Below are 20665 nucleotides of genomic sequence, written 5' to 3' on the forward strand. Positions count from 1 at the left end.
TGTTGGTTTGTAGTTGCAAAAGTATATCAATTTTTTAATTTGCCATCAAACTTCAATTAAAACGGGCAGCAAGCCTGCGGAAACCACCAGCGATAAAGGGTAATTGAAATACTTATTTTTTTTCTGAAGGGATCTTCAGCAAAGATTATTCTGTATGGAAAAATACAGAAGAAACACCCGGCATATCGTATTGCAGGTCTGGTGATATATTTCCTGAAACTGAAGTCGCATCGTTGAAAGCAAGGATCTTACCACCATTATTCGCAGCTTCAGCAACAAATATCACATTGTAAGCGCTGTTGTACACAACATTCACAGGATTACCAAGTAAGGTATTATCGCCAGAGATCCGGAATTGCTCATCAAGGGCCACAAAACCATTTTGAGCAGCATTAAATTTTTCTTCAAAATTCTGAATAATATGTAATCCACCATCTGTCGCAGATTCAGCTTCACCAATATCTGAAAGCACCATAATACCATTATCGAAGTCCAGACCATGAGTTCTAAGCAGCCCTTGGAATGCCACCTGCTTATTCGCGGTCGCCAGAACATTCGTAGTATAAGTAGCTGCAAAATCCCTGTACACGGCAATCTTGTTGGTTTCATCCACCGCTGCATAAAGATCATTTCCTATGAACTCCAAACCCCAGAGCTTGAATTTAGTGGTTACAACATTCCGAAGTTTAAAGGAGTTTTCTTCCCGTACATAAATGAACAGCCGACCTTCTGGTGTAGTTTCATCAAGATCCAGATCTGTATTATCTGAAACCACATAAATATCACCCTGAACGGCAAGATCCCTTCCGCTCTGGTAATGAATATTGCCAAGAATATCTGCATCAAGTTCAATCTCGACACTATTGGCATAGTCGGTTATGTTATGGTAAGATTCCAGTCTGCCAGGAATTCTGGATACGATTGTAAAACCATTGTCGGCAGAATTGTAATAAATCCCTTCAGCGTCTGACGAATTTAGCTTGAAAGTACTGGAAGTGGCATTATTGATATCAAACTTTTTAACTTCCCCGTTATGGTTCGTCGCCAACACCCATGCGGTTGCAGAGGTCTGCACGCTCTGGTTGCCATCATCATCACTGCTACATGCTGCAAGTAGAAAAATCAAAATAAACAATAGGGAAAAGTGCTTCGTCAAATCCTGAAAATTTCTACGAAGATAGAATGAATCTTAATTCAGGAAAGTTCGAATTCGTTAAATATGTGTTATTTGAACCTATTTTAACTCAGAAAACGCTCTTAAAGAATCATCTTACTTAAAATGAAAATGATGAATGAAAAGGATCGAGTAGCGGTTATCACGGGAGCCAGTAGCGGAATTGGCAAAGCAATCGCGATAAAATTGTCTAATGAAAATTTCACCGTTGTGCTGGCGAGCAGAAGTGTTCCTGAAATGGAAAAAATTCAGGAGGAACTTCCAGGAGAATCTATGGTTGTGGAACTGGATGTCACCAGCACTGAGAGTGTCACTAAGGCATTTGGTAAAATTGACGAAAAGTACGGCCGAATAGACATTCTAGTGAATTCTGCAGGGATTATGCCACTCACCTATTTAAAGAACCGACACCTGGATGAATGGTTGTCTACTATAGAAGTGAATGTTCAGGGTACACTTAGATGTATCTACTCTGTTCTACCACTTATGAAAAGACAGGAGGATGGTCATATCATAAATATTGCCAGTGTGGATGGAAAGGAGATTTTTGCAGGTGGTGCTATATACGGAGCATCCAAAGCAGCGATCATTGAACTTAGTAAAGCGATGAGAATGGAACTTTCACCTGGATTTAACATTCGGGTCACCGCGGTCGAACCAGGCACAGTAGACACCAACTTAAGAGATGGAATTACAGATACTGAATTACTGGAAGATAAGGATTACGGAGGTGATGAACCTATGTTGGATCCTTCTAGTATAGCAGATGCAGTATATTACGCGGTTTCACAACCAGCTTCTGTAAATGTGAATGAGCTTTTAGTAAAACCAACCGGAAAAGCATAGAATTAATAAAAATCAATCAAAATAAAAATTATGGGTATTGGACATATAATGAAATTAGGAACTAAATTTTTAGTAAGAGGAATTATTTACAAATCTGGTAAGAAAGCCGCGATCAAAGGCGGGAAATTAGGAATAGGAGTATTTTCTGTTCTCTATGCAGGTTACCTCGCGTACACACTACATAACCTTCGAAAAGAAAGTATAGAAGAACAAAAACAATTAGGTGTAGACAGAGGTTGGGATCGTAAAACGGTAGAAAAAAGCTAGGTTTAAACCACATCTTTTAAACTATACGCAGATCAATTTTAGAAATTTCAGTATTCAATTTTGTGCATATAAAGTTGAATATTGAAATTTTCTATTATTTGCTATATAGAACTCTATTTTAAGTCCTGGTAAGAAGTAGCCTGTTGGTTTCGCTGCGGAAGAACCCGGAATCATTTTCAGGTTTAGAATCCTTCAGATTAAAATTCAAAAAGTCCTGAAAGGAATTGACAGTTGATAGGTCATGTTTTCCAGAACCTTCGTAAAATTCGAGCGAACTAGCACCTACTGAAAAATGGATGGAGAGTTTTTATTAAAAGTATCCAAGGACTCATTATCATTGTTGAAATTATGTATCCCGTCCTGTAGCCACTGCAAATATTTATTAGCATCTGGTTCGTAAGCAATGGGATCATTTAACTTATTACCTGCATTGTCAAGTAATACATAATATGGTTGTGCATTTGCCTTGTAGTTCGTGATCTGGAAATCACTCCATTTGTTTCCAATAGTTTCTATTTCCTTACCAGTAGCTTCAGATACATATTGTTCATTCTCAGGCAGATCTCGTTGATCATCTACGTAAAGGGAAATTAATACAATGTCATTCTGAAGTAAATTCAACACCTCATCTTCACTCCACACTCTTTCTTCCATCTTTCTACAATTCACACAAGCATGCCCCGTAAAATCTAGCAGGACTGGTAAATTCTGCTTTTCTGCATATGCCATTCCCTGTTCATAGTCATGGAAGCTAACCAGATCATGAGGTCCATAATCGGCTCCTTCAGGAAGGTTGGAGTTAACGTTCGTATTCAATCCTCCAGAACTTCCTAAACCATCTGGTGATTCACTGTATTGTAATGGCGGAGGAAAACCACTAATAATTTTTAAAGGCGCTCCCCATAAACCAGGGATCAAATAAATTGTAAATGTGAGAACTATAATTCCTAATAACAATCTTCCCACAGATATATATTCGAGAGGAGAATCATGTGGTAAACGTATTTTTCCGAAGAGATACATGGCAAGAACAGCAAAAATCGCTATCCAGATCGCCAGGAAAACCTCTCTCTCGAGGAAATGCAATTGCAAGACCAAATCTGCATTCGAAAGAAATTTAAATGCCAGTGCCAGTTCCAGAAATCCTAAAACTACCTTGACCGTATTTAACCAGCCACCAGATTTTGGTAAACTATTCATCCAACCCGGGAAGGCCGCGAACAAGGCAAATGGAAGAGCGATTGCCAGTGAGAATCCAAGCATTCCTATAATTGGTGCAATACCTCCTTTTGAAGCCGCTTCCACCAGTAAAGTTCCCACGATTGGTCCCGTACATGAGAATGAAACGATCGCTAAGGCCAGCGCCATAAAAAATATTCCAATGAGCCCGCCTCTGTCGGCTTTAGAATCGATCCTCGTTCCCCAGCTACTTGGCAGTACGATCTCAAAAGCCCCCATAAAGGACATTGCAAAAACCACTAGAAGTATGAAGAATATGAGATTGAACCACATATTGGTGGATAAAGCATTCAGACTATCAGCTCCAAAGATCAGGGTTACCAATGAGCCCAGAAATACATAGATAACAACGATGGAAATTCCGTAGAAAATAGCATTCCTAATGCCCGCTGCACGTGATTTCGATTGCTTAGTGAAAAAGCTTACCGTCATGGGAATCATTGGGAAAACGCAAGGCGTGAGCAAGGCTGCGAATCCAGATAAAAAAGCAATAATAAAGATACCCCAGAAAGAACGCTGATCTTCCGTTTTAAGATTTCCTGTTTCCTCAGGGTCTAGCTTTGCTGGAGTAGCGTCTTCCTTTAACTGAAAAGTAAATTTTTTCGAGTCAAATATACAGGCTTCATCATCACAGGCCTGGTATTCGATCTTGGCAATTATAGTGGATAACGTGGTATCGGTAACTCGTACACGCTGAGAAAATGTTGCCTCGTCCAGAAAATAACTCAAATCTGTCTCAAAAACCTTGTCGAATTCAGTAATAGATTCACTTTCCCTGGTTTCGTTTACCAATTCATACCCGGTATTTTGATCTTCAAAAGTAAAAACTGTAGAATTGACAGCTCCTTCAGGCTGAGTTTGTGAATATAAATGCCATTTATTCTGAATGCTGGCTTCAAATATTAGATCATATTCGTTCTCTGAAACTTTCTTAACTTCAGAAGTCCATTTGACCGGATCCTGGATTTGAGCGCTCGCGCCCATGGTAAATAACAAACAGAATAGAAACAGACCTTTTTTGAAATGTCCTAAAGAAATATGCATATAAACTGCGCCTTTGAATGAATTTGAATGGCATCAAAAATAAGGAATTTAACCTGATTTAAGCCCTTGGAAAAGCAGCATTCTCAATGATCAAAATAACCATCTCAACCTATACTGAACAATATAATGAGTCGTAAAAATTAGTTAGGACTAACCAATCATAAAATATAATTGCAGTTTAAAGCAATGGATAAAAACAAACGATAATTAAGGGAAGAATTGAATTATTTGAAATTTTGATATCCAGTGCTGCGATCAAAAGACCTTACAAGTCACCAAGCTAATTTATAGGAATCAGAATACTAATTTTAGTGCCTTTGTTGATTTCTGAGGCAATATTCATGGAGCCTCCCAGTTCATGCACCAGCTCATTGACCAGTTTTAAACCAAGTCCGAAGCCTTTCTCCCCACCAGTTCCGATAGATAATTCTGAAACATCTTCGAAGTAATTCTCCAGCGCCGCACTGCTCATTCCAACTCCGTTGTCCTGCACAACCACATCCAGTTGTTTCCCGATTTCGGTATTTATAATATTTATATGAACCTCAATACTTCCTCCAGATGGAGTAAATTTGATCGAGTTGGAGATTAGGTTACCAAAAATGGAAAGAACACGTCTTCGACTAAACTTTAACTGACCCTTTTCGCGATTAACAAATACGTTGAAACCAAGATTCTTAGATTTTGCTGGCAATTCATAAACCTGAATCAACCGATCCTGGAGATCTGCCATACTAATTCTCCTGCTTGCCTGCATTTCCTGATCTCGGCCACTACTGAGAATTTCATCGGTAAGATCTATGATGCCTTTTGCAGAATTTTTGATAAGAGTAAAATACTCTCTCATTTCATCTGCGGAAAGATCTTCATCTTCTACAGACTCAGCCAAGCCAGCGATACCATGAATCGGTCCTCTTACATCGTGTGCAACCTGGTTCTTGATTCGAACAGTTTCTGAAAGTGTATGCAAAGTTTCGTTCAACTTCTTTCTATGTTCCAGCTTATACACAATTTCACGTGCTATGACGGCAAGTGCCTGTTTCTTCTCTAATCCAATATCCTGCTGCCGGGTGTCTAGCATACATAACGAACCTACATTCTCCCCTGAACTTAACGTAAGAGGCATTCCCAGGTAATAGCGGTAAGCCTCCTCTCCAACAACATAGGCTTTGTTCTTAAACCTATCATCAAGATCCAGCCTTTCCACTTCCATAAAGCTGCTAGATCTTATCGTATAGGCGCAAATAGAGTCTTCTTTTGCAATACGCTTAGGCTCGTCCTCAACAGCAGAGAGCGTCCATTGCGAATAATTATCTATAAGGTTTACCACAGAAACTTCAGTTCCGGCAATATGCCCGGCCAGTTCCATCAAGCTTTTGAATTGGTCTCGTAATTCGTAAAGATCAAGATCGAACTCACTTAATTTTTTTATCCTGAGGTATTCCTGTTGAAGACTCTCTGCTTTCGTTATTCTCATAGCAAGATTTTCGGCTGCAAAGATAGATGAATCTTACAGACCATGTTATTAGAATTACCAAACATGATGAATTACGAACGTTCCTAAAAACAAAAAAGCCTTCTCCCACCAAGTGGAAAAAAGCTTTTCATTGGTTAACCGCAAATCCACACAAAAAGGATTATAGGGCGGTTAACTACACATTCCCCTCTCAGGGAACAAAAACAACACAACTAATCTTTAGCGCCAAAAAAAGCCCCCCGTATAGAGGAGCTTTTTTGCAACTTTGCGGTCTGGACGAGACTCGAACGAATCGCCCAATATCTTTATTTACAGGCTTCTCCAGAGGCCTATATTTAAGTAGCACCGAATTCGTCACCTATTAACAAACTTTAACACTATCAAAAGTAGCAAGTTACCTAATGATGATATTTGAATGCAAACGATGCTATTTATATCTATTTTTAAAGAACAACCTCATTTTCAAAGAGGGCTGGCAAATATACAATATCTTATTTCGACTAGGCAAATAAATTTTTCGATTTTTTATTATAAAAAGGACAGTTAAATAGATGAAGAGTTTTATAATTAAAATTTGAGTTTTTAGATTCATAGGTTGAATCAAGTAGTCGTCTTATTAAACTCTTCTAAAAAATCAATTTTTAAAGATATCTTCCACTTTCTGATGTAGAAGTTGCATTTCAAATGGTTTGTAGATAAAATCTGTTGCTCCAGCTTTCAAACACTCTTTCCTAACTTATGGAGCGCAGACATCATAAGAATAGGGGTTTATGCAATACTATCTGCTATACGTATCTTCTGCACAGGTCTGTTCCATCTATGCTGTTCATTAGTTAATCAATTAATACCAAAATAATCTCATTTTTTATAATAATATCAATCGTCTCTTCCGGTTTTTTAGAAAGAATTACTTAATCGCCTTTAAACCCAGGAATGTCCTTTATCATCAGGCCCAGATTATGATCATCCTCAACAATTAAAATAGTATTCATTATTTAGTTGCTTAATGTATTCGTATGGTTGGTATTTCTAAATAAATATACGACTTAAATTTTTATCACTTTTAGATAATAAAGGATTTTTCGATAGGTAGGCAGAAAATATCTACAGCACCTGCATCTAGATATTATATAACATCACTTACGATAACTCATCCAGGAGGAAATTAGAATTCCTAAAAGGCACCTAAATCTGCTCTAATGAATTGTTAAAAACTAACTAACTCCTATATTATTTTATAATTTGATATCAACAAGTCCCCTACCCTCAGAATATTATAGAAATTGAAAAAAATCGGAATATTATGTTAGCAATGAATTTTAGAGGCCCGTTCCGGGTGCGTGCAGATTATGACCAACCTTATCCAGAAATTGAGCATCCTGAAGATGCCATTGTAAGAGTATTACGCTCGTGCATTTGTGGTTCAGACCTTCACTTATATCATGGCCTGGTGCCCGATACCCGTGTAGGATCTACATTTGGCCATGAGTTTATAGGTGAGATCGTGGAGGTAGGCTCCTCAGTTGAAGACGTAAAAGTTGGAGATAAAGTAATGGTTCCTTTCAATATCGCCTGTGGGAAATGTGCTTTTTGTAAGCAAGAATTATACGGTAATTGTCACGAAGCCAATTCTCAATCTACCGCTGCCGGTGGAATTTTTGGTTATTCCCATACTGCAGGTGGTTATAATGGAGGACAGGCCGAATATGTACGGGTGCCTTATGCCGATGTTGGACCTACGGTAATTCCAGAATGGATGGATCTTGATGATGCTGTTTTACTTACAGATGTGGTGCCCACCGGTTATCAGGCTGCTGAAATGGGCGGAATCCAGAAGGGTGATACCGTAGTTGTATTTGGAGCAGGCCCTATTGGAATTATGGCTGCAAAATGCGCCTGGTTATTTGGAGCCGGCCGGGTTATTGTAATCGATCAGTTAGACTATCGTCTAGAATTTGTAAAAAAATATGCTCAATGCGAAGTTTATAATTTTAAATCACTTGAAGATCCCGCAGTTTTTATCAAAAAACAAACGGACTCCCTGGGAGCTGATGTATGTATAGATGCCGTTGGAGCCGAGGCGGCGGGAAATACGATGAATACTTTATTAGGAAGAAAATTATTGCTACAAGGAGGATCTACAACTGCCCTGCATTGGGCTATTAATTCGGTTAAAAAAGGTGGCATCGTATCTATAGTTGGCGTCTATGGTCCCACAGATGCTTTGGTACCTATAGGCAATGTGCTCAATAAAGGTATTACCATACGTGCCAACCAGGCTTCAGTTAAAAGGCTTCTACCCCGGATGATCAAACATGTTGAGTCTGGATATCTAGATCCAAAGGCTATTATAACCCATCGAATTCCGCTGGAAGAAGTTGCTGAAGGATATCATATTTTTTCCCGAAAACTTGATAATTGTATTAAACCTGTTCTTATCCCTCCTTCGGTATAAATTGATGGATATTTTTTTAATTATAAAATTAATGATTATGAATGAAGAAAATAATAAAGAAGAATTTGTGAATAAAAGAGGTGGAGATCACAGCCATATCAAAGGTTGGGGAGTTGATGCAAATCCTAAGAATGATCCTACCTATCCCATGAAACATAGAACAGACGAAGAAATAGAAGGATATTCCTGGGAGAGACCGGAGCAACAGGAAACCGATATTGAAGTATTACATTCTATAGAAAGACCAAATACTACCGCAGTTTTTGGTACAGCCGCACCTCCCTCCGGTCTTAGTGGGATGATTAGAAGGTACGCTTTCAAAAAAAGTGAGTCGAGTTATGGCAGATGGTTACCACTGGTTATGGCAGATCGTATTGGAATTGCTGAAGGAATTCTGGATGATCTTAAACATGGTCATATTCCGAATATATTTAAAGAAAGAGGATGGAAATCTGAATGGAAATATAACCGGAAAAATTTTGTTTTTAAAATTGCCACAGGTGTTGCTATTACATCGGCTGCAGTATTGTTGTTGTCAAGAAATAAGAAGGATTGAGAACTTAATGTTTTATAAAATTCGGGATAAAGATTTCCCGGATTTTTTTCTTTTAAGTTGACCTTTTATTCTATTATTCGTTGGTGTGGAAAGAAGAACGAAATATTACCCCCAAAGTACTAACTCGCATATTTATCTCATATTGAATAAAGGATTTGGTTCGGACTGAAATGCCATCTTGATTCGATTTCCTAATAAATAATTTGAACGATCTCTACCAATGTCTGGCAGTACACCATTGGAAATCATTCTTGGCAAGAGCTATTAAATATTGCAATTCCAAGACGTAGAAAGAGCCAACCATTGAAAGAGAAAATATCAAATGTGCTAGAAGGAGTTGAACATAAAATGATTTTAAATTAATTTGTGGAGGATTATCATTATAGCACCCCGTGCCATCCTAAAATCCCCAAAAGACCAACCAAGAATCCAATATTACTGCTGAGCCCAAGCTTTTATCGAAAATATTTTCCCTGTACAAATAAAGATAAACTAGGCTGAAGACTGTTCCAATAGTGTAATGGATCATCTGTAAGCTTCCCTTAAAACAGCCCAAAGGTTTCCAGATATTGATTACAGTATTTAGTCCAGGCATATTAATCCCTATAGTAAAGGAGTATGTTGAATTAAGTAAAAGCAAGACAACTTGTTTTCAACTCTTTCATGAATTTTTTTGAAGCACATACCTTAATAAATGCGACAACTAATAATAAAAATACCTAAAGGAAAAAACCGCGAAATTTTACAAACTATTGATTTGTCATATTACCTTTAAAAAATAGTCATTTGTGATCGAATTTATACCGGGCAATTTTTAAACTTGATTTACTTTCCTAAGTTGTTTTTCTAAAACCTCCATATCCCTCCCAACTTTCTCATCAAGAACCTTTGCGTAGATCTGTGTAGTCTTTAAAGATTTATGTCCAAGCATCTTTCCTACCGATTCAATTGGGACACCCTTAGAAAGGGTTACCGTAGTCGCAAAAGTGTGGCGGACTAAATGAGTGGTCAAATTCTTTTTAATGCCGCAAACGTCAGCTATTTCCTTTAAATAAGCATTGGACTTTTGGTTGGTAAGAACAGGAAGAATTGTATTCTTAATTTTCAACTGAGGATGATCCTTATATTTATCAATTATAGTAGCCGGAACATCCAGCAGAGGAATACTACTCAAAGATTTTGTTTTCTGGCGTATGGTTTTAATCCATTTCTTACCGTTCATTCCTAAAACTACATCATTTCCTGAAAGCTTTTTTACATCAGCAAAGGCTAAACCTGTATAACAACAAAATAAAAAGATATCTCTTACCAGATCCAAGCGCGGTAAATCAAATTCAGCTTCCACCATTTTCTGAAGTTCTAAATCAGTTAAATATTCCCGTTCTGCAGATTTCCAGGTTCCTTTCCAGTGAAAGAATGGATCCCGGTCTATCCATTGATTAGCATAAGCAATGCGGATAATTTTTTTAAAATTCACAATGTATTTCAATGCTGTATTATGTGCACAATCTTTTTGTGATTTTAAATAATGGTCAAACCCGGTGATAAATTTATGATCGACATCTTGAACAGGAATATCTTTCTTCTTATAAGAAAATAAAAGATAGTCCTCAATATGTTTCTTACACGCATTATAGCGTTGCATAGTGCCTTTAGTATAGCCTTTACCAATTAGTTTTTCCATACTATCGTTATGCTCCTGAAAAATTTCTAAGAGCATTCTTTCCTGTTCATCCCCTTTGCCAAAATAAATATCCCTGATAATCTTGGCGGAAACAGGTTGGTTGTCTCTTATTAACCTATCGTGGATATCATAAAGCTTGGAACGGATGGAATCAAGATATCTATTAATAGCCCTGGATTCATCGGAATTACCTTTAGCAGTACTCCCCTGTCTATTCCACTTTTTTACTTCAATTTGTCTGCCAATGCTAAATTCAGACCGCTTTCCATTAATTGTAATCCGGGTGTAAATTACCGAAATGCCATCTGCTGTTGATCTTCCACGTTTAAGATAAAAAGAATGTTTAGTAAAGTTGCCATAGGTGCGTCTTTTAAATTGCTCACCTAGAAGGTACGAAAAGAAGCTATTTAAAAGTGTTAAAGAAAACTCGCAAAGCTTTTATTAACAGTATGTTAGGAGACTCGAGGTGCGTCTTTTTTTTCTTCAAAAAGACGCACCGAATTGGGATCCAATTACTTACACTTATTTGCTATTAAATGACATTAAACAAAAAGAAAAAGCCTCTAAATCATTGATTTAAAGGCTTTTAGTATTGTTTTGATTTGTTAAAAGCGGTCTGGACGAGACTCGAACTCGCGACCCCCTGCGTGACAGGCAGGTATTCTAACCAACTGAACTACCAGACCGTTGCGTTATTGCGAGGGCAAATATACGTCCCTTTTTAGATTGAGCAAACGTTTTTCTAAGTTTTTTAAAAATAATATTTCGAGTCCTATCCAAAATTTTGTTTCTCAAGCAAATAGGTCGTCAAAATATTTTCAAAATTTTTATTGATATCTGCAGCCACATAGGTAATCCGGTACTTGGCACATTGTAATTTTAAATTTTCGAGGTACTTTTTAACCTCTTCGCGGTAGGTATTTCTAATATTTTCAGAATACAGATCTATTTCAGCGCCCGTTTCTACATCGGTAAATCTACGCGGACTGTTCTCAAAATCGAATTCGAGTTCCTTTTTTTGATCCATCACATGGAAAAGAACGATCTCATGCCTGTTGTATTTTAAATGCCTTAATGCTTCGAACAGCTTCTCCTCATTTGTATCTTCCTGAAACATATCTGTAAATAGAAAAATAAGACTTCTACGCTTCAGCTTCTCCGCAATTTGATGTAAATAAGTATAGGTATCAGTTGAACTTCGAACCTTATCAGATCTTAGAACCTCATCAAACTTGTTTAACAACATATGATGATGTCGCTCCCCAGATCTTTCCGGAGCATAGAATTCAAATTCATCGCTGTAAATACTCACTCCAACAGCATCTCGCTGTCTTTTTAGAATCTCCATAAGACAGGCAGAAGCAAGTACAGAGAATCCAATTTTATTTAAGTGTTCCCTATCCTGCTTTTCGATCTTAGGATAATGCATGGAGGCACTATTGTCAATAATAAGATGACAACGCAGGTTTGTCTCCTCTTCATATCGCCGCGTATACAGTTTTTCAGACTTAGCAAACAACTTCCAGTCTATATGCCGGGTACTCTCCCCGTTATTATAGATCTTATGTTCAGCAAACTCGGCAGAAAAACCATGAAACGGACTTTTATGCATCCCTGAGATATAACCTTCAACCACTTGTTTGGCCAAAAGGTCCAGATTCTTAAAACCTCCACTATTATGCAACTCCTGCTCTATTTTCATTGTAGATTGAAATTAGGTAGTTTTATTCAATAAAAAAAGCCCCGCTATTGCGAGGCTTGAATATATTAATCATTGTCTATTACAACAACTGGTCGATAGCATCAGCGTAAGTTTGCTTTGGAGCAACACCTACCTGGCGACCTACAACTTCTCCGTTTTGAAATACAAGGACAGTTGGGATGTTACGAACACCATATTTTGCAGCAAATTCCTGGTTTGCATCTACATCAAGCTTACCAACAACTGCTTTTCCATCATATTCAGAGCTTATCTCGTCAATGATTGGCCCAACCATTCTACAAGGTCCACACCATGCAGCCCAGAAGTCCACCATTACCGGTTTATCACTCTTTAGAACTTGTTCTTCGAAATTCGCGTCGGTTATTTCAATAGCCATAATATCTCTAATTTTATTTGTTTAACATTCGATTCGTAAAAGTAGTCAATAATATAAAGAATCCTTACAGCCTCTATATTGCATTTGACTATAAGTATATTGTCTGGTTTTATAAGGGAGCCTCACGCTTGTCGCGTGACCGCGCTTTCGGCGCTACATGGTAGCTTGCCTCTATCGCTGGCTCAAATAATTCATAAATTACGAATCTAATTCAACTTATACATGAACTGTCCCTTTTCCAGTTCCTCGATAAGTTCCTGCGAAATTTGCACTTTACGTTTACGGCTTGGCATTTTTAGTTTCACCTGCTCTGCCATGTCATAAACTATGAATTGTAGTTGACATTCGCCTTTATGCGTATTAAATGTGTCGTTTAACCAATCGATCTTTTCAGTTTTCAGATCCTGAACATTCAGCTGAATAGTTAGTCTCTTTGCATTCTTATCCATGATATCATGTAACAAACTAATATCCCTGAACTGTATTCTTGGTTCTCCTTTTTTCCCGGTATCTTTATTAGTCCAGCCTTCTTTCACAAAGATCTTTAGATGAATAAAGTTATTAGGAACAAAGAAATGTTTCATACGCAGGTATTCTTCTCCAAATATTTTGAACTCGTAAGACTCCTCGTAATCTTCTACCGTAAAGATCGCCCAGCCTTTCCCATTCTTCGATACCCTGTGCTGCACATCAACCACCACACATCCAATAGTGAGTTCCCTATTTACTATGCTTTCCAGTTCCCTGCAATCTGACAATTTTCCATTACAGAAATAACTCATTTCTATTCTAAAGTCATCCAATGGATGTCCGGAAATATAAATTCCTACCACTTCCTTTTCTCTTCGTAGCTTCTCCATAGTTCCCCATTCGCTACAAGGTGGAACTTCCGGCTCGGGAATCTGAACATCACTTGCTTCCCCAAACAGACTTACCTGAGAGGAATTCTGACTTTCCTGGAATTTCTGCGCATACTTCACCACCTTTTCCAGGAAGCTCATTCCGTTACCATCGTCATGAAAATACTGCGCACGGTGCGTGCCACCAAACCCATCAAATCCTCCTGCAAGGGCAAGATTCTCAAAAGCTTTTTTATTTGCAGATCGTAGATCTATCCTTTTAGCCATGTCGAAAATAGATCTGTAAGGACCTTCTTTAGATTTCCTGTTTTCAACAATGGTTGCTACCGCACCGGAACCAACTCCTTTGATCGCACCCATTCCAAATCTCACTGCATTTTCCTTATTTACAGAGAATTTATAATAGGATTCATTTACATCTGGTCCAAGAACATTCAGTTTCATTCTTTTACACTCTTCCATAAAGAATGTTACCTGTTTGATATCATTCATATTATTGGAGAGTACCGCTGCCATATATTCCGCAGGATAATGCGCTTTTAAATATGCGGTTTGATAGGCGATCCAGGCATAACAGGTGGAGTGAGATTTGTTAAAAGCATAAGAAGCGAAGGCTTCCCAGTCTTTCCATATCTTTTCCAACACCTCTGCAGGATGACCTTTTGCATTCCCGCCATCTATGAATTTTGGCTTTAGTTGCGCCAGTAAAGCAACGAGTTTTTTACCCATCGCTTTACGCAGCATATCGGCTTCACCTTTACTAAATCCTGCCAGCTTTTGCGAAAGCAACATCACCTGCTCCTGGTACACTGTGATACCGTAAGTTTCCTCGAGGTATTCTTCCATTTCCGGAAGGTCATAGGAGATCTCTTCATCGCCATGCTTCCTTGCAATGAAACTTGGGATATACTCCATAGGTCCCGGTCGGTACAAAGCGTTCATGGCGATAAGGTCATCAAAAACCGTTGGCTTTAAGGCTTGCATGTGTTTTTGCATACCCGGTGATTCATACTGGAAAATTCCGACTGTTTCTCCTCGCTGGAATAATTTATAGGTTTCTTCATCATCAAGCGGAAAACTATCTGGGTCGAGGTCTATATCATGCCTTCCCTTTACGATCTTCACCGTATCCTTGATCAAAGTAAGGGTCTTCAGACCCAAAAAGTCCATTTTTAGCAGTCCGGCACTTTCAACGACCGAGTTATCAAACTGGGTAACATAAAGTTCTGAATCTTTAGCCACCGAAACTGGCACATAATTGGTAATATCCCCGGGAGTAATGATCACCCCGCAGGCGTGTATTCCTGTATTCCTAACTGAGCCTTCCAGGATTCTAGCCTGGTTTACCGTTTCTGCCTCCAGATCATCCCCTTCGGCAATATTTAAAAGCTCGTTAATTTTTTCAATTTCATCTCCACGAAATTTAGACCGGATGGTCTTCTCATCCATGGCAAACAGTTTCCCCAGCTTGGTATTTGGAATAAGTTTCGCAATCCTGTCTGAATCCATAAGGGGAAGATCCAGCACCCTCGCGGTATCCCGTATGGAGGATTTTGCCGCCATAGTTCCGTAGGTAATGATCTGCGCCACCTGGTTCGCACCATATTTTTCGATCACATAATCCATCACACGGCTTCGACCTTCATCATCAAAATCGATATCAATATCCGGCATACTCACACGATCCGGGTTCAGGAATCTCTCAAAAAGCAGGTCATACTTGATAGGATCGATGTTGGTGATCCATAAACAATATGCTACTACAGATCCCGCGGCAGATCCACGTCCAGGTCCAACCGAAACTCCCATAGCCCTTGCAGCCCTGATAAAATCTTCTACAATAAGGAAGTAACCTGGATAACCGGTATTTTCAATTACCGACAGCTCAAAGTTAAGTCGTTCTTCAATCTCAGGGGTGATCTCTGGATATCTCTTTCGAGCTCCTTCAAAAGTAATATGCTTTAGAAAAGCGTTTTCACCTCTTTTCCCTCCATCTACAAGATCCTCTTCGCTTTTAAATTCTTCAGGAATTTCAAATGCCGGAAGTAAGACGTCTCTGGCCAGCTCAAAAGGCTCAATTTTATCTACAATTTCCTGGATATTACTAATGGCATTTGGAAGATCTTTGAAAAGCCGCTTCATTTCATTTCCAGACTTGAAATAATATTCAGTATTAGGTAAGCCATAACGATAACCCCTTCCGCGGCCAATTGGCGTAGCCTGCTTTTCACCATCCTTTACACACAACAAGATATCGTGCGCATTGGCATCTTCCTGTTTCCAGTAATAGGTATTGTTAGTAGCAATTAGTTTAACCTCATGTTTTTTGGAAAATTCCACGAGTACAGGATTCACCCTGTTCTCATCTTCCTGGTCATGACGCATCAATTCGATATAAAGATCCTCACCGAATTCTTCCTTCCACCATAACAAAGCTTCTTCAGCCTGTTTTTCCCCAACATTCAGGATCTTACTGGGAACTTCACCGTATAGATTGCCAGTAAGCACGATCAGATCCTCTTTGTATTCCTTAATTACTTCCTTGTCTATACGAGGTACATAATAAAAGCCATCGGTATAGGCCTTGGAAGACATTTTTGCCAGGTTATGATATCCCTTCTTGTTCTTTGCAAGGATTACCACCTGATACCCGTTATCCTTTCTACTCTTATCTAAATGATTTTCACAAACGAAGAATTCACATCCTAATATAGCTTTTAATGGCTTTCTCAGTTCCTCGCCATTCTCTTCTGCCGTGGCATTATGTTCTGCTACACCTTTATTATAAGATCCAACTTCCTTTACGAAGTGAAAGGCGCCCATCATGTTTGCATGATCTGTTAGTGCAACTGCACTCATATCTTCTTCAGCAGCCGCAGCAACGAGGTCAGGTATACTTATAGTCGATTGTAAAACCGAAAACTGTGAATGATTATGAAGATGTGCAAAGCGTATCTCATCCAGCTTCTCTAGGTTCTCCTGAATTTCTTGATTGGAAATATCATCTGTAGGCTGCTGTTTTTCCAGCCTTTTTCTTATCCTATCTGAAGCTTTCTTTAAGTTGATATGCTTTAGACCTATAAGCTCTATACTCGCCGGATTCTCTTCGGAAAAGTTTTCGAAATAGCCTGCAGGTACATCGAGCTCATCCAGCGTATAGATCCTTTTCCTGATAAGTTCTAGAAAACACCGGGTAGTAGCTTCAACATCTGCAGTAGCATTATGCGCTTCAGCAAAAGGTTCGTTGAAAAGAAATTCGTGAAGCTCGGTAAGAGTTGGTAGTTTGAATTTACCACCACGACCTCCAGGAATCTCACAAAGCGATGCGGTTTTCTCTGTACAGGTATCCAGAACTGGCATTTCCTGAAGAGAATTATCAAAGTTTCTTCTGATGAATTCCGCTCCCATGATATTCAGGTCGAAACCAACATTCTGACCAACAATAAACTTTGATTTCTGAATGGCGATATTGAACTTCTCCAGCACCTTATCCAAAGAAATTCCCTGTTCTCTAGCCAGATCTGTAGATATACCATGAATTCTTTCAGAATCATACGGAATATCAAATCCTTCCGGCTGAATGAGATAATCCTGATTTTCGATAAGATTACCCATCTCATCATGCAACTGCCAGGCGATCTGTATACAGCGTGGCCAGTTATCAGAATCGGTTAAAGGGGCATCCCATCGCTTAGGTAAACCGGTGGTTTCAGTGTCAAAAATCAGGTACATTCCTTGGTATTTAAAGCCTTAAAAGAAGATATTCAAGCGGTTAGTTTTCGCCAACCTTCCGCGCTAAATTAATGAACTTTAGGCCTGATAAAAAACTTTGTTTTAAGGAATTATTAACCATTAAAAAAGCCTCACAAAATCCTGAAAATTCAGAAATTCTGTGAGGCCTGATACGAACACAAAAAACTACTACTACTTCAATCAAACATGGTTCGCATCATTGATTATATAAAAGATCAAATTGGTTAATTTCTGATCTAATTTTTAATTAGGCGATATCTTCTAAAGCTTTCACCTCATTAAGAGATGCTACAATAGCATTCTTTTGCTTCATTAAAACATTCCCAGTACTTGCAGGAATTTCAGAATCCTTAAGGATCTCTTCATATTCCTCTACAGCTGCTTTTTCTCCACGGATAGCTTCTTCAAGAACTGCTTCATCTTTATCTCCAGATAAGCTAGCTTTTAAATTCATCCATCCACGGTGAAGATCACCTGCGATACTTGTTCCTTTATCCGGAGCTTCTCCGAAGTTGCTGATCTCAGATTTTAATTCATGTCCAAAATCGTAACGTTCCTGTGCACGAGCAGAGAAAAAACTTTTTAATCGTTGGTTATTTACTTTTTCAGCTGCCAGTTTATATCCTTTCTCAGCGTCATAATTCTTTTCTAGTAACTCATTAAGTTTCTTAGATACATTTTCTGAATAACTCATTGCTTTATTTTTTTTCATATTAGTTACCCAAAGATATGTTGAGCAAACCGCGATAACAACCTATTTAACAGGGTTTAGCACTAATTAACCTCTTTTAACAGCAAACCCATTTTTTAACGAAAATTACTCCCAAATCGAAACTTTTATCACACCGAATCAGCAATTTTAAATTCTAAAGCTAAAGTATTCAGAATTAGAAAAATGTAGTATCTTTGCAGCCTTATTAATAATCGGGGTCGAGAACCCCAAAATTTAATTTTTATGCCAGTAAAAATAAGATTACAAAGACACGGTAAAAAAGGAAAACCTTTTTTCTGGATCGTAGCAGCGGATACCCGCGCTAAAAGAGATGGTAAATTCCTTGACAAATTAGGGATCTACAATCCAAACACAAATCCTGCAACTATCGAATTAGATGTTGATGGAGCTGTAAAATGGTTACAGAACGGTGCTCAGCCAACTGACACTGCTCGTGCAATTCTTTCTTACAAAGGAGCTTTACTTAAAAAACACCTTGCAGGTGGAGTTAAGAAAGGTGCTTTAACTGAAGAACAGGCTGAAGAGAAATTCAACGCCTGGCTGGAAGAGAAAGAAGGAAAAGTTGACGCAAAGAAAGAATCTTTGACGAAAGCTCAGGAAGCTGAAAAAGCGAAAGCTTTAGAAGCTGAAAAAGAAGTAAACGCTAAACGTGACGCTGAAGCCAGAGAAGCTGCTGAAGCTGAAACGAAAGCGGCTGCTGAGGCTGAAGCTGCTGCAACTGCAGAAGCTACAGATGACGCAACTGTCGAAGCTGCTGAAGAAGAAGTGGGCGCTGCAACTGCAGAAGAAGCTAATACTGAGGATAAGAAAGACGCTTAAAACAGTAGACGATGACTAAGGAAGATTGTTTCTACCTGGGGCGCATCGTCGCAAAATTTAGTTTTAAGGGCGAAGTGCTTATTAAATTAGACACCGACGAACCTGAACTTTACACAGAAATGGAATCGGTTTTCGTTGAATACAACGAAAACCTGGTTCCATTTTTTATTGAAAGATCTTACCTCCACAAAAGTACTCTTCTAAGAGCCAAGATCGAGGATATCGATACCGAGCAGGATGCAGAAGACATGATTGGTGCAGAACTCTACCTGCCTCTTGAGCAATTACCTCAGCTTCCCGACGATAAATTCTATTTCCATGAGATCATTGGCTTTGATGTTATCGATCAACAACACGGGAATATTGGAAAGATTGTTTCCATCAACGATACTACAGCCCAGGCGCTGTTCGAAATTGACAAGGATGGCAAACAAATCCTGATTCCAATGAACGATGAGTTTATTGAAAAGGTAGACAAAAAGAACAAGCAGATCAAAGTTATCACTCCTGAAGGTCTGGTTGACCTTTACCTTAACTAAGCATAGGTTTCATCCCATCCGAACGCCTCCAGTATTGGATCATAGACGATAGTTCCCTTTACAATATTAAGTCCCTTAGCAAGCAATGAATCATGATCACATGCTTTTTCCCAACCTGCATCTGCCAGTTTGAGAATATAAGGTAGTGTGACATTCGTTAAAGCAAGCGTAGAAGTATATGGCACCGCTCCAGGCATGTTTGTCACACAATAATGTACGATATCATTAATGATATAAGCAGGATCTTCATGCGTAGTAGGCCTCGTGGTTTCGATACAACCTCCCTGGTCCACCGCTACATCCACGATCACCGCACCTGGTTGCATCGTTTTTAGCATATCTCTGGTAACAAGTTTTGGAGCTTTTGCGCCTGTGATTAGCACACCACCAACTACAAGATCTGTGGTTTTCAAGTGTTTCCTAATATTATATTCGTTCGAGAATTCGGTTACCACGTGACTAGGCATGATATCGTTCACATACCTTAATTTATTCATGTTCACATCAAGAACGGTGACCTGTGCGCCTAATCCAGCTGCCATTTTCGCCGCTTGAATTCCAACCACACCTGCACCCAAGACAAGCACTTTACCTGGCGGAACACCCGGCACACCACCAAGTAACAAACCTTTACCCTGCACAGGTTTTTCAAGATATTTCGCTCCCTGCTGAATAGCCATCCTTCCTGCTACCTCACTCATAGGAGTTAATAATGGCAATGTACCATCCTTATCCTCTACCGTTTCATAAGCTATACACACAGATTTACTAAGCATCATGGCCTCCGTAAGATTCTGGTTGGAAGCAAAATGAAAATATGTAAATACTATCTGATCTTCTTTAATTAAACCATATTCCTGTTCGATCGGTTCTTTGACCTTTACGATCATATCGCTAACCTCGTAAACCCGGTCTATAGAAGGAAGCAGAGTAGCGCCTGCAGCATGGTAGTCTTTATCATCAAAACCACTGGAATCACCAGCAGTTGATTGTACATAAACCTCATGACCTTTTCTCGAAAGTTCGAGTACTCCGGCAGGTGTCATGCCCACCCTGTTTTCATTGTTTTTGATCTCCTTCGGAATTCCAATTTTCATGGTAGATAATTTTATTTCCGAAA

15 protein-coding genes, 1 tRNA gene and 1 pseudogene are annotated in these 20665 nt (G+C 38.9%); 6 read left to right on the top strand and 11 right to left on the bottom strand.

Annotated elements, in window-relative coordinates:
* Positions 1-145 precede the first annotated feature (145 nt).
* Positions 146-1126 (bottom strand): hypothetical protein, encoded by a 981-nt coding sequence (locus ACSHZO_RS06370; RefSeq protein ID WP_298246718.1) that lies wholly within the window; start codon positions 1124-1126, stop codon positions 146-148.
* Positions 1127-1285: 159 nt separating this feature from the next.
* On the opposite strand from ACSHZO_RS06370, the gene ACSHZO_RS06375 reads away from it, so the two are divergent.
* Together ACSHZO_RS06375 and ACSHZO_RS06380 are read left to right on the top strand one after the other, a co-directional pair.
* A complete protein-coding gene (locus ACSHZO_RS06375) occupies positions 1286-2020 on the top strand; it encodes an SDR family oxidoreductase (protein WP_298246719.1) in 735 nt (244 codons plus the stop codon).
* Between the two features lie 30 nt (positions 2021-2050).
* Positions 2051-2287: a hypothetical protein gene (locus ACSHZO_RS06380; protein WP_295180764.1), complete on the top strand. Its 237-nt coding sequence runs from the start codon at positions 2051-2053 to the stop codon at positions 2285-2287.
* 282 nt (positions 2288-2569) lie between these two features.
* Here ACSHZO_RS06380 and ACSHZO_RS06385 read toward each other — a convergent pair whose 3' ends face one another.
* The gene (locus ACSHZO_RS06385) at positions 2570-4570 is read right to left on the bottom strand and encodes a protein-disulfide reductase DsbD family protein (protein WP_435066766.1); all 2001 of its coding nucleotides are present in this window, start codon (positions 4568-4570) and stop codon (positions 2570-2572) included.
* 280 nt (positions 4571-4850) lie between these two features.
* Entirely contained in the window at positions 4851-6047 is a 1197-nt protein-coding gene (locus ACSHZO_RS06390) for a GAF domain-containing sensor histidine kinase (RefSeq protein ID WP_298246720.1), read from the bottom strand.
* 1303 nt (positions 6048-7350) lie between these two features.
* Between ACSHZO_RS06390 and ACSHZO_RS06395 the strand changes: the two genes are divergently transcribed.
* Both ACSHZO_RS06395 and ACSHZO_RS06400 read left to right on the top strand, forming a co-directional pair.
* Positions 7351-8502 carry a zinc-dependent alcohol dehydrogenase gene (locus ACSHZO_RS06395; protein ID WP_298246721.1) on the top strand — a complete coding sequence of 384 codons (1152 nt, stop codon included), beginning with the start codon at positions 7351-7353 and terminating at the stop codon, positions 8500-8502.
* A 37-nt stretch (positions 8503-8539) separates the two neighbouring features.
* Positions 8540-9058 (top strand): hypothetical protein, encoded by a 519-nt coding sequence (locus ACSHZO_RS06400; protein WP_298246722.1) that lies wholly within the window; start codon positions 8540-8542, stop codon positions 9056-9058.
* Between the two features lie 814 nt (positions 9059-9872).
* Here the strand turns inward: ACSHZO_RS06400 and ACSHZO_RS06405 are convergent.
* The 7 genes and pseudogenes from ACSHZO_RS06405 to ACSHZO_RS06435 all read right to left on the bottom strand — a co-directional run bounded on the left by ACSHZO_RS06405 (position 9873) and on the right by ACSHZO_RS06435 (position 18148).
* Positions 9873-10778 carry a site-specific integrase gene (locus tag ACSHZO_RS06405; protein ID WP_298331885.1) on the bottom strand — a complete coding sequence of 302 codons (906 nt, stop codon included), beginning with the start codon at positions 10776-10778 and terminating at the stop codon, positions 9873-9875.
* A gap of 99 nt (positions 10779-10877) precedes the next feature.
* Positions 10878-11042: pseudogene (locus ACSHZO_RS06410) on the bottom strand (Arm DNA-binding domain-containing protein); the annotation flags it as partial.
* A 312-nt stretch (positions 11043-11354) separates the two neighbouring features.
* A tRNA-Asp gene (locus tag ACSHZO_RS06415) sits at positions 11355-11428 on the bottom strand.
* An 86-nt stretch (positions 11429-11514) separates the two neighbouring features.
* Complete coding sequence (locus ACSHZO_RS06420; protein ID WP_298246724.1) at positions 11515-12444, bottom strand: DUF58 domain-containing protein; 930 nt, start codon at positions 12442-12444, stop codon at positions 11515-11517.
* Positions 12445-12523: 79 nt separating this feature from the next.
* The gene (gene trxA / locus ACSHZO_RS06425; protein WP_026914648.1) at positions 12524-12841 is read right to left on the bottom strand and encodes a thioredoxin; all 318 of its coding nucleotides are present in this window, start codon (positions 12839-12841) and stop codon (positions 12524-12526) included.
* 206 nt (positions 12842-13047) lie between these two features.
* Positions 13048-17433, bottom strand: coding sequence for a DNA polymerase III subunit alpha (gene dnaE, locus ACSHZO_RS06430; protein WP_298246725.1), 4386 nt, complete (start codon positions 17431-17433; stop codon positions 13048-13050).
* A 268-nt stretch (positions 17434-17701) separates the two neighbouring features.
* Positions 17702-18148, bottom strand: a complete 447-nt coding sequence (locus tag ACSHZO_RS06435; RefSeq protein WP_295178735.1) for a ferritin-like domain-containing protein — start codon at positions 18146-18148, stop codon at positions 17702-17704.
* Between the two features lie 261 nt (positions 18149-18409).
* On the opposite strand from ACSHZO_RS06435, the gene ACSHZO_RS06440 reads away from it, so the two are divergent.
* Both ACSHZO_RS06440 and rimM read left to right on the top strand, forming a co-directional pair.
* Complete coding sequence (locus ACSHZO_RS06440; protein WP_295178626.1) at positions 18410-19006, top strand: 30S ribosomal protein S16; 597 nt, start codon at positions 18410-18412, stop codon at positions 19004-19006.
* An 11-nt stretch (positions 19007-19017) separates the two neighbouring features.
* Positions 19018-19545 (top strand): ribosome maturation factor RimM, encoded by a 528-nt coding sequence (gene rimM, locus ACSHZO_RS06445; RefSeq protein ID WP_295178628.1) that lies wholly within the window; start codon positions 19018-19020, stop codon positions 19543-19545.
* On the opposite strand, the gene ald is transcribed toward rimM, so the two are convergent.
* Entirely contained in the window at positions 19542-20642 is a 1101-nt protein-coding gene (gene ald, locus ACSHZO_RS06450) for an alanine dehydrogenase (RefSeq protein WP_298246726.1), read from the bottom strand. The two genes, rimM and ald, sit on opposite strands and share 4 nt — an antisense overlap.
* Between the last annotated feature and the right edge of the window lie 23 nt (positions 20643-20665).

Origin of the sequence: Christiangramia sp. 3-2217-3z, assembly GCF_051195275.1 — a bacterium.
Taxonomy (GTDB): Bacteria; Bacteroidota; Bacteroidia; order Flavobacteriales; family Flavobacteriaceae; genus Christiangramia; species Christiangramia marina.

Excerpts from the sequence above, each read along its gene's own strand:
- ACSHZO_RS06375 (WP_298246719.1), top strand. The coding sequence starts at position 1,286 with ATGATGAATGAAAAGGATCGAGTAGCGGTTATCACGGGAGCCAGTAGC.
- ACSHZO_RS06380 (WP_295180764.1), top strand. The coding sequence starts at position 2,051 with ATGGGTATTGGACATATAATGAAATTAGGAACTAAATTTTTAGTAAGA.
- ACSHZO_RS06385 (WP_435066766.1), bottom strand. The coding sequence starts at position 4,570 with ATGCATATTTCTTTAGGACATTTCAAAAAAGGTCTGTTTCTATTCTGT.
- ACSHZO_RS06390 (WP_298246720.1), bottom strand. The coding sequence starts at position 6,047 with ATGAGAATAACGAAAGCAGAGAGTCTTCAACAGGAATACCTCAGGATA.
- ACSHZO_RS06395 (WP_298246721.1), top strand. The coding sequence starts at position 7,351 with ATGTTAGCAATGAATTTTAGAGGCCCGTTCCGGGTGCGTGCAGATTAT.
- ACSHZO_RS06400 (WP_298246722.1), top strand. The coding sequence starts at position 8,540 with ATGAATGAAGAAAATAATAAAGAAGAATTTGTGAATAAAAGAGGTGGA.
- ACSHZO_RS06405 (WP_298331885.1), bottom strand. The coding sequence starts at position 10,778 with ATGCTCTTAGAAATTTTTCAGGAGCATAACGATAGTATGGAAAAACTA.
- ACSHZO_RS06420 (WP_298246724.1), bottom strand. The coding sequence starts at position 12,444 with ATGAAAATAGAGCAGGAGTTGCATAATAGTGGAGGTTTTAAGAATCTG.
- trxA (WP_026914648.1), bottom strand. The coding sequence starts at position 12,841 with ATGGCTATTGAAATAACCGACGCGAATTTCGAAGAACAAGTTCTAAAG.
- dnaE (WP_298246725.1), bottom strand. The coding sequence starts at position 17,433 with ATGTACCTGATTTTTGACACTGAAACCACCGGTTTACCTAAGCGATGG.
- ACSHZO_RS06435 (WP_295178735.1), bottom strand. The coding sequence starts at position 18,148 with ATGAGTTATTCAGAAAATGTATCTAAGAAACTTAATGAGTTACTAGAA.
- ACSHZO_RS06440 (WP_295178626.1), top strand. The coding sequence starts at position 18,410 with ATGCCAGTAAAAATAAGATTACAAAGACACGGTAAAAAAGGAAAACCT.
- rimM (WP_295178628.1), top strand. The coding sequence starts at position 19,018 with ATGACTAAGGAAGATTGTTTCTACCTGGGGCGCATCGTCGCAAAATTT.
- ald (WP_298246726.1), bottom strand. The coding sequence starts at position 20,642 with ATGAAAATTGGAATTCCGAAGGAGATCAAAAACAATGAAAACAGGGTG.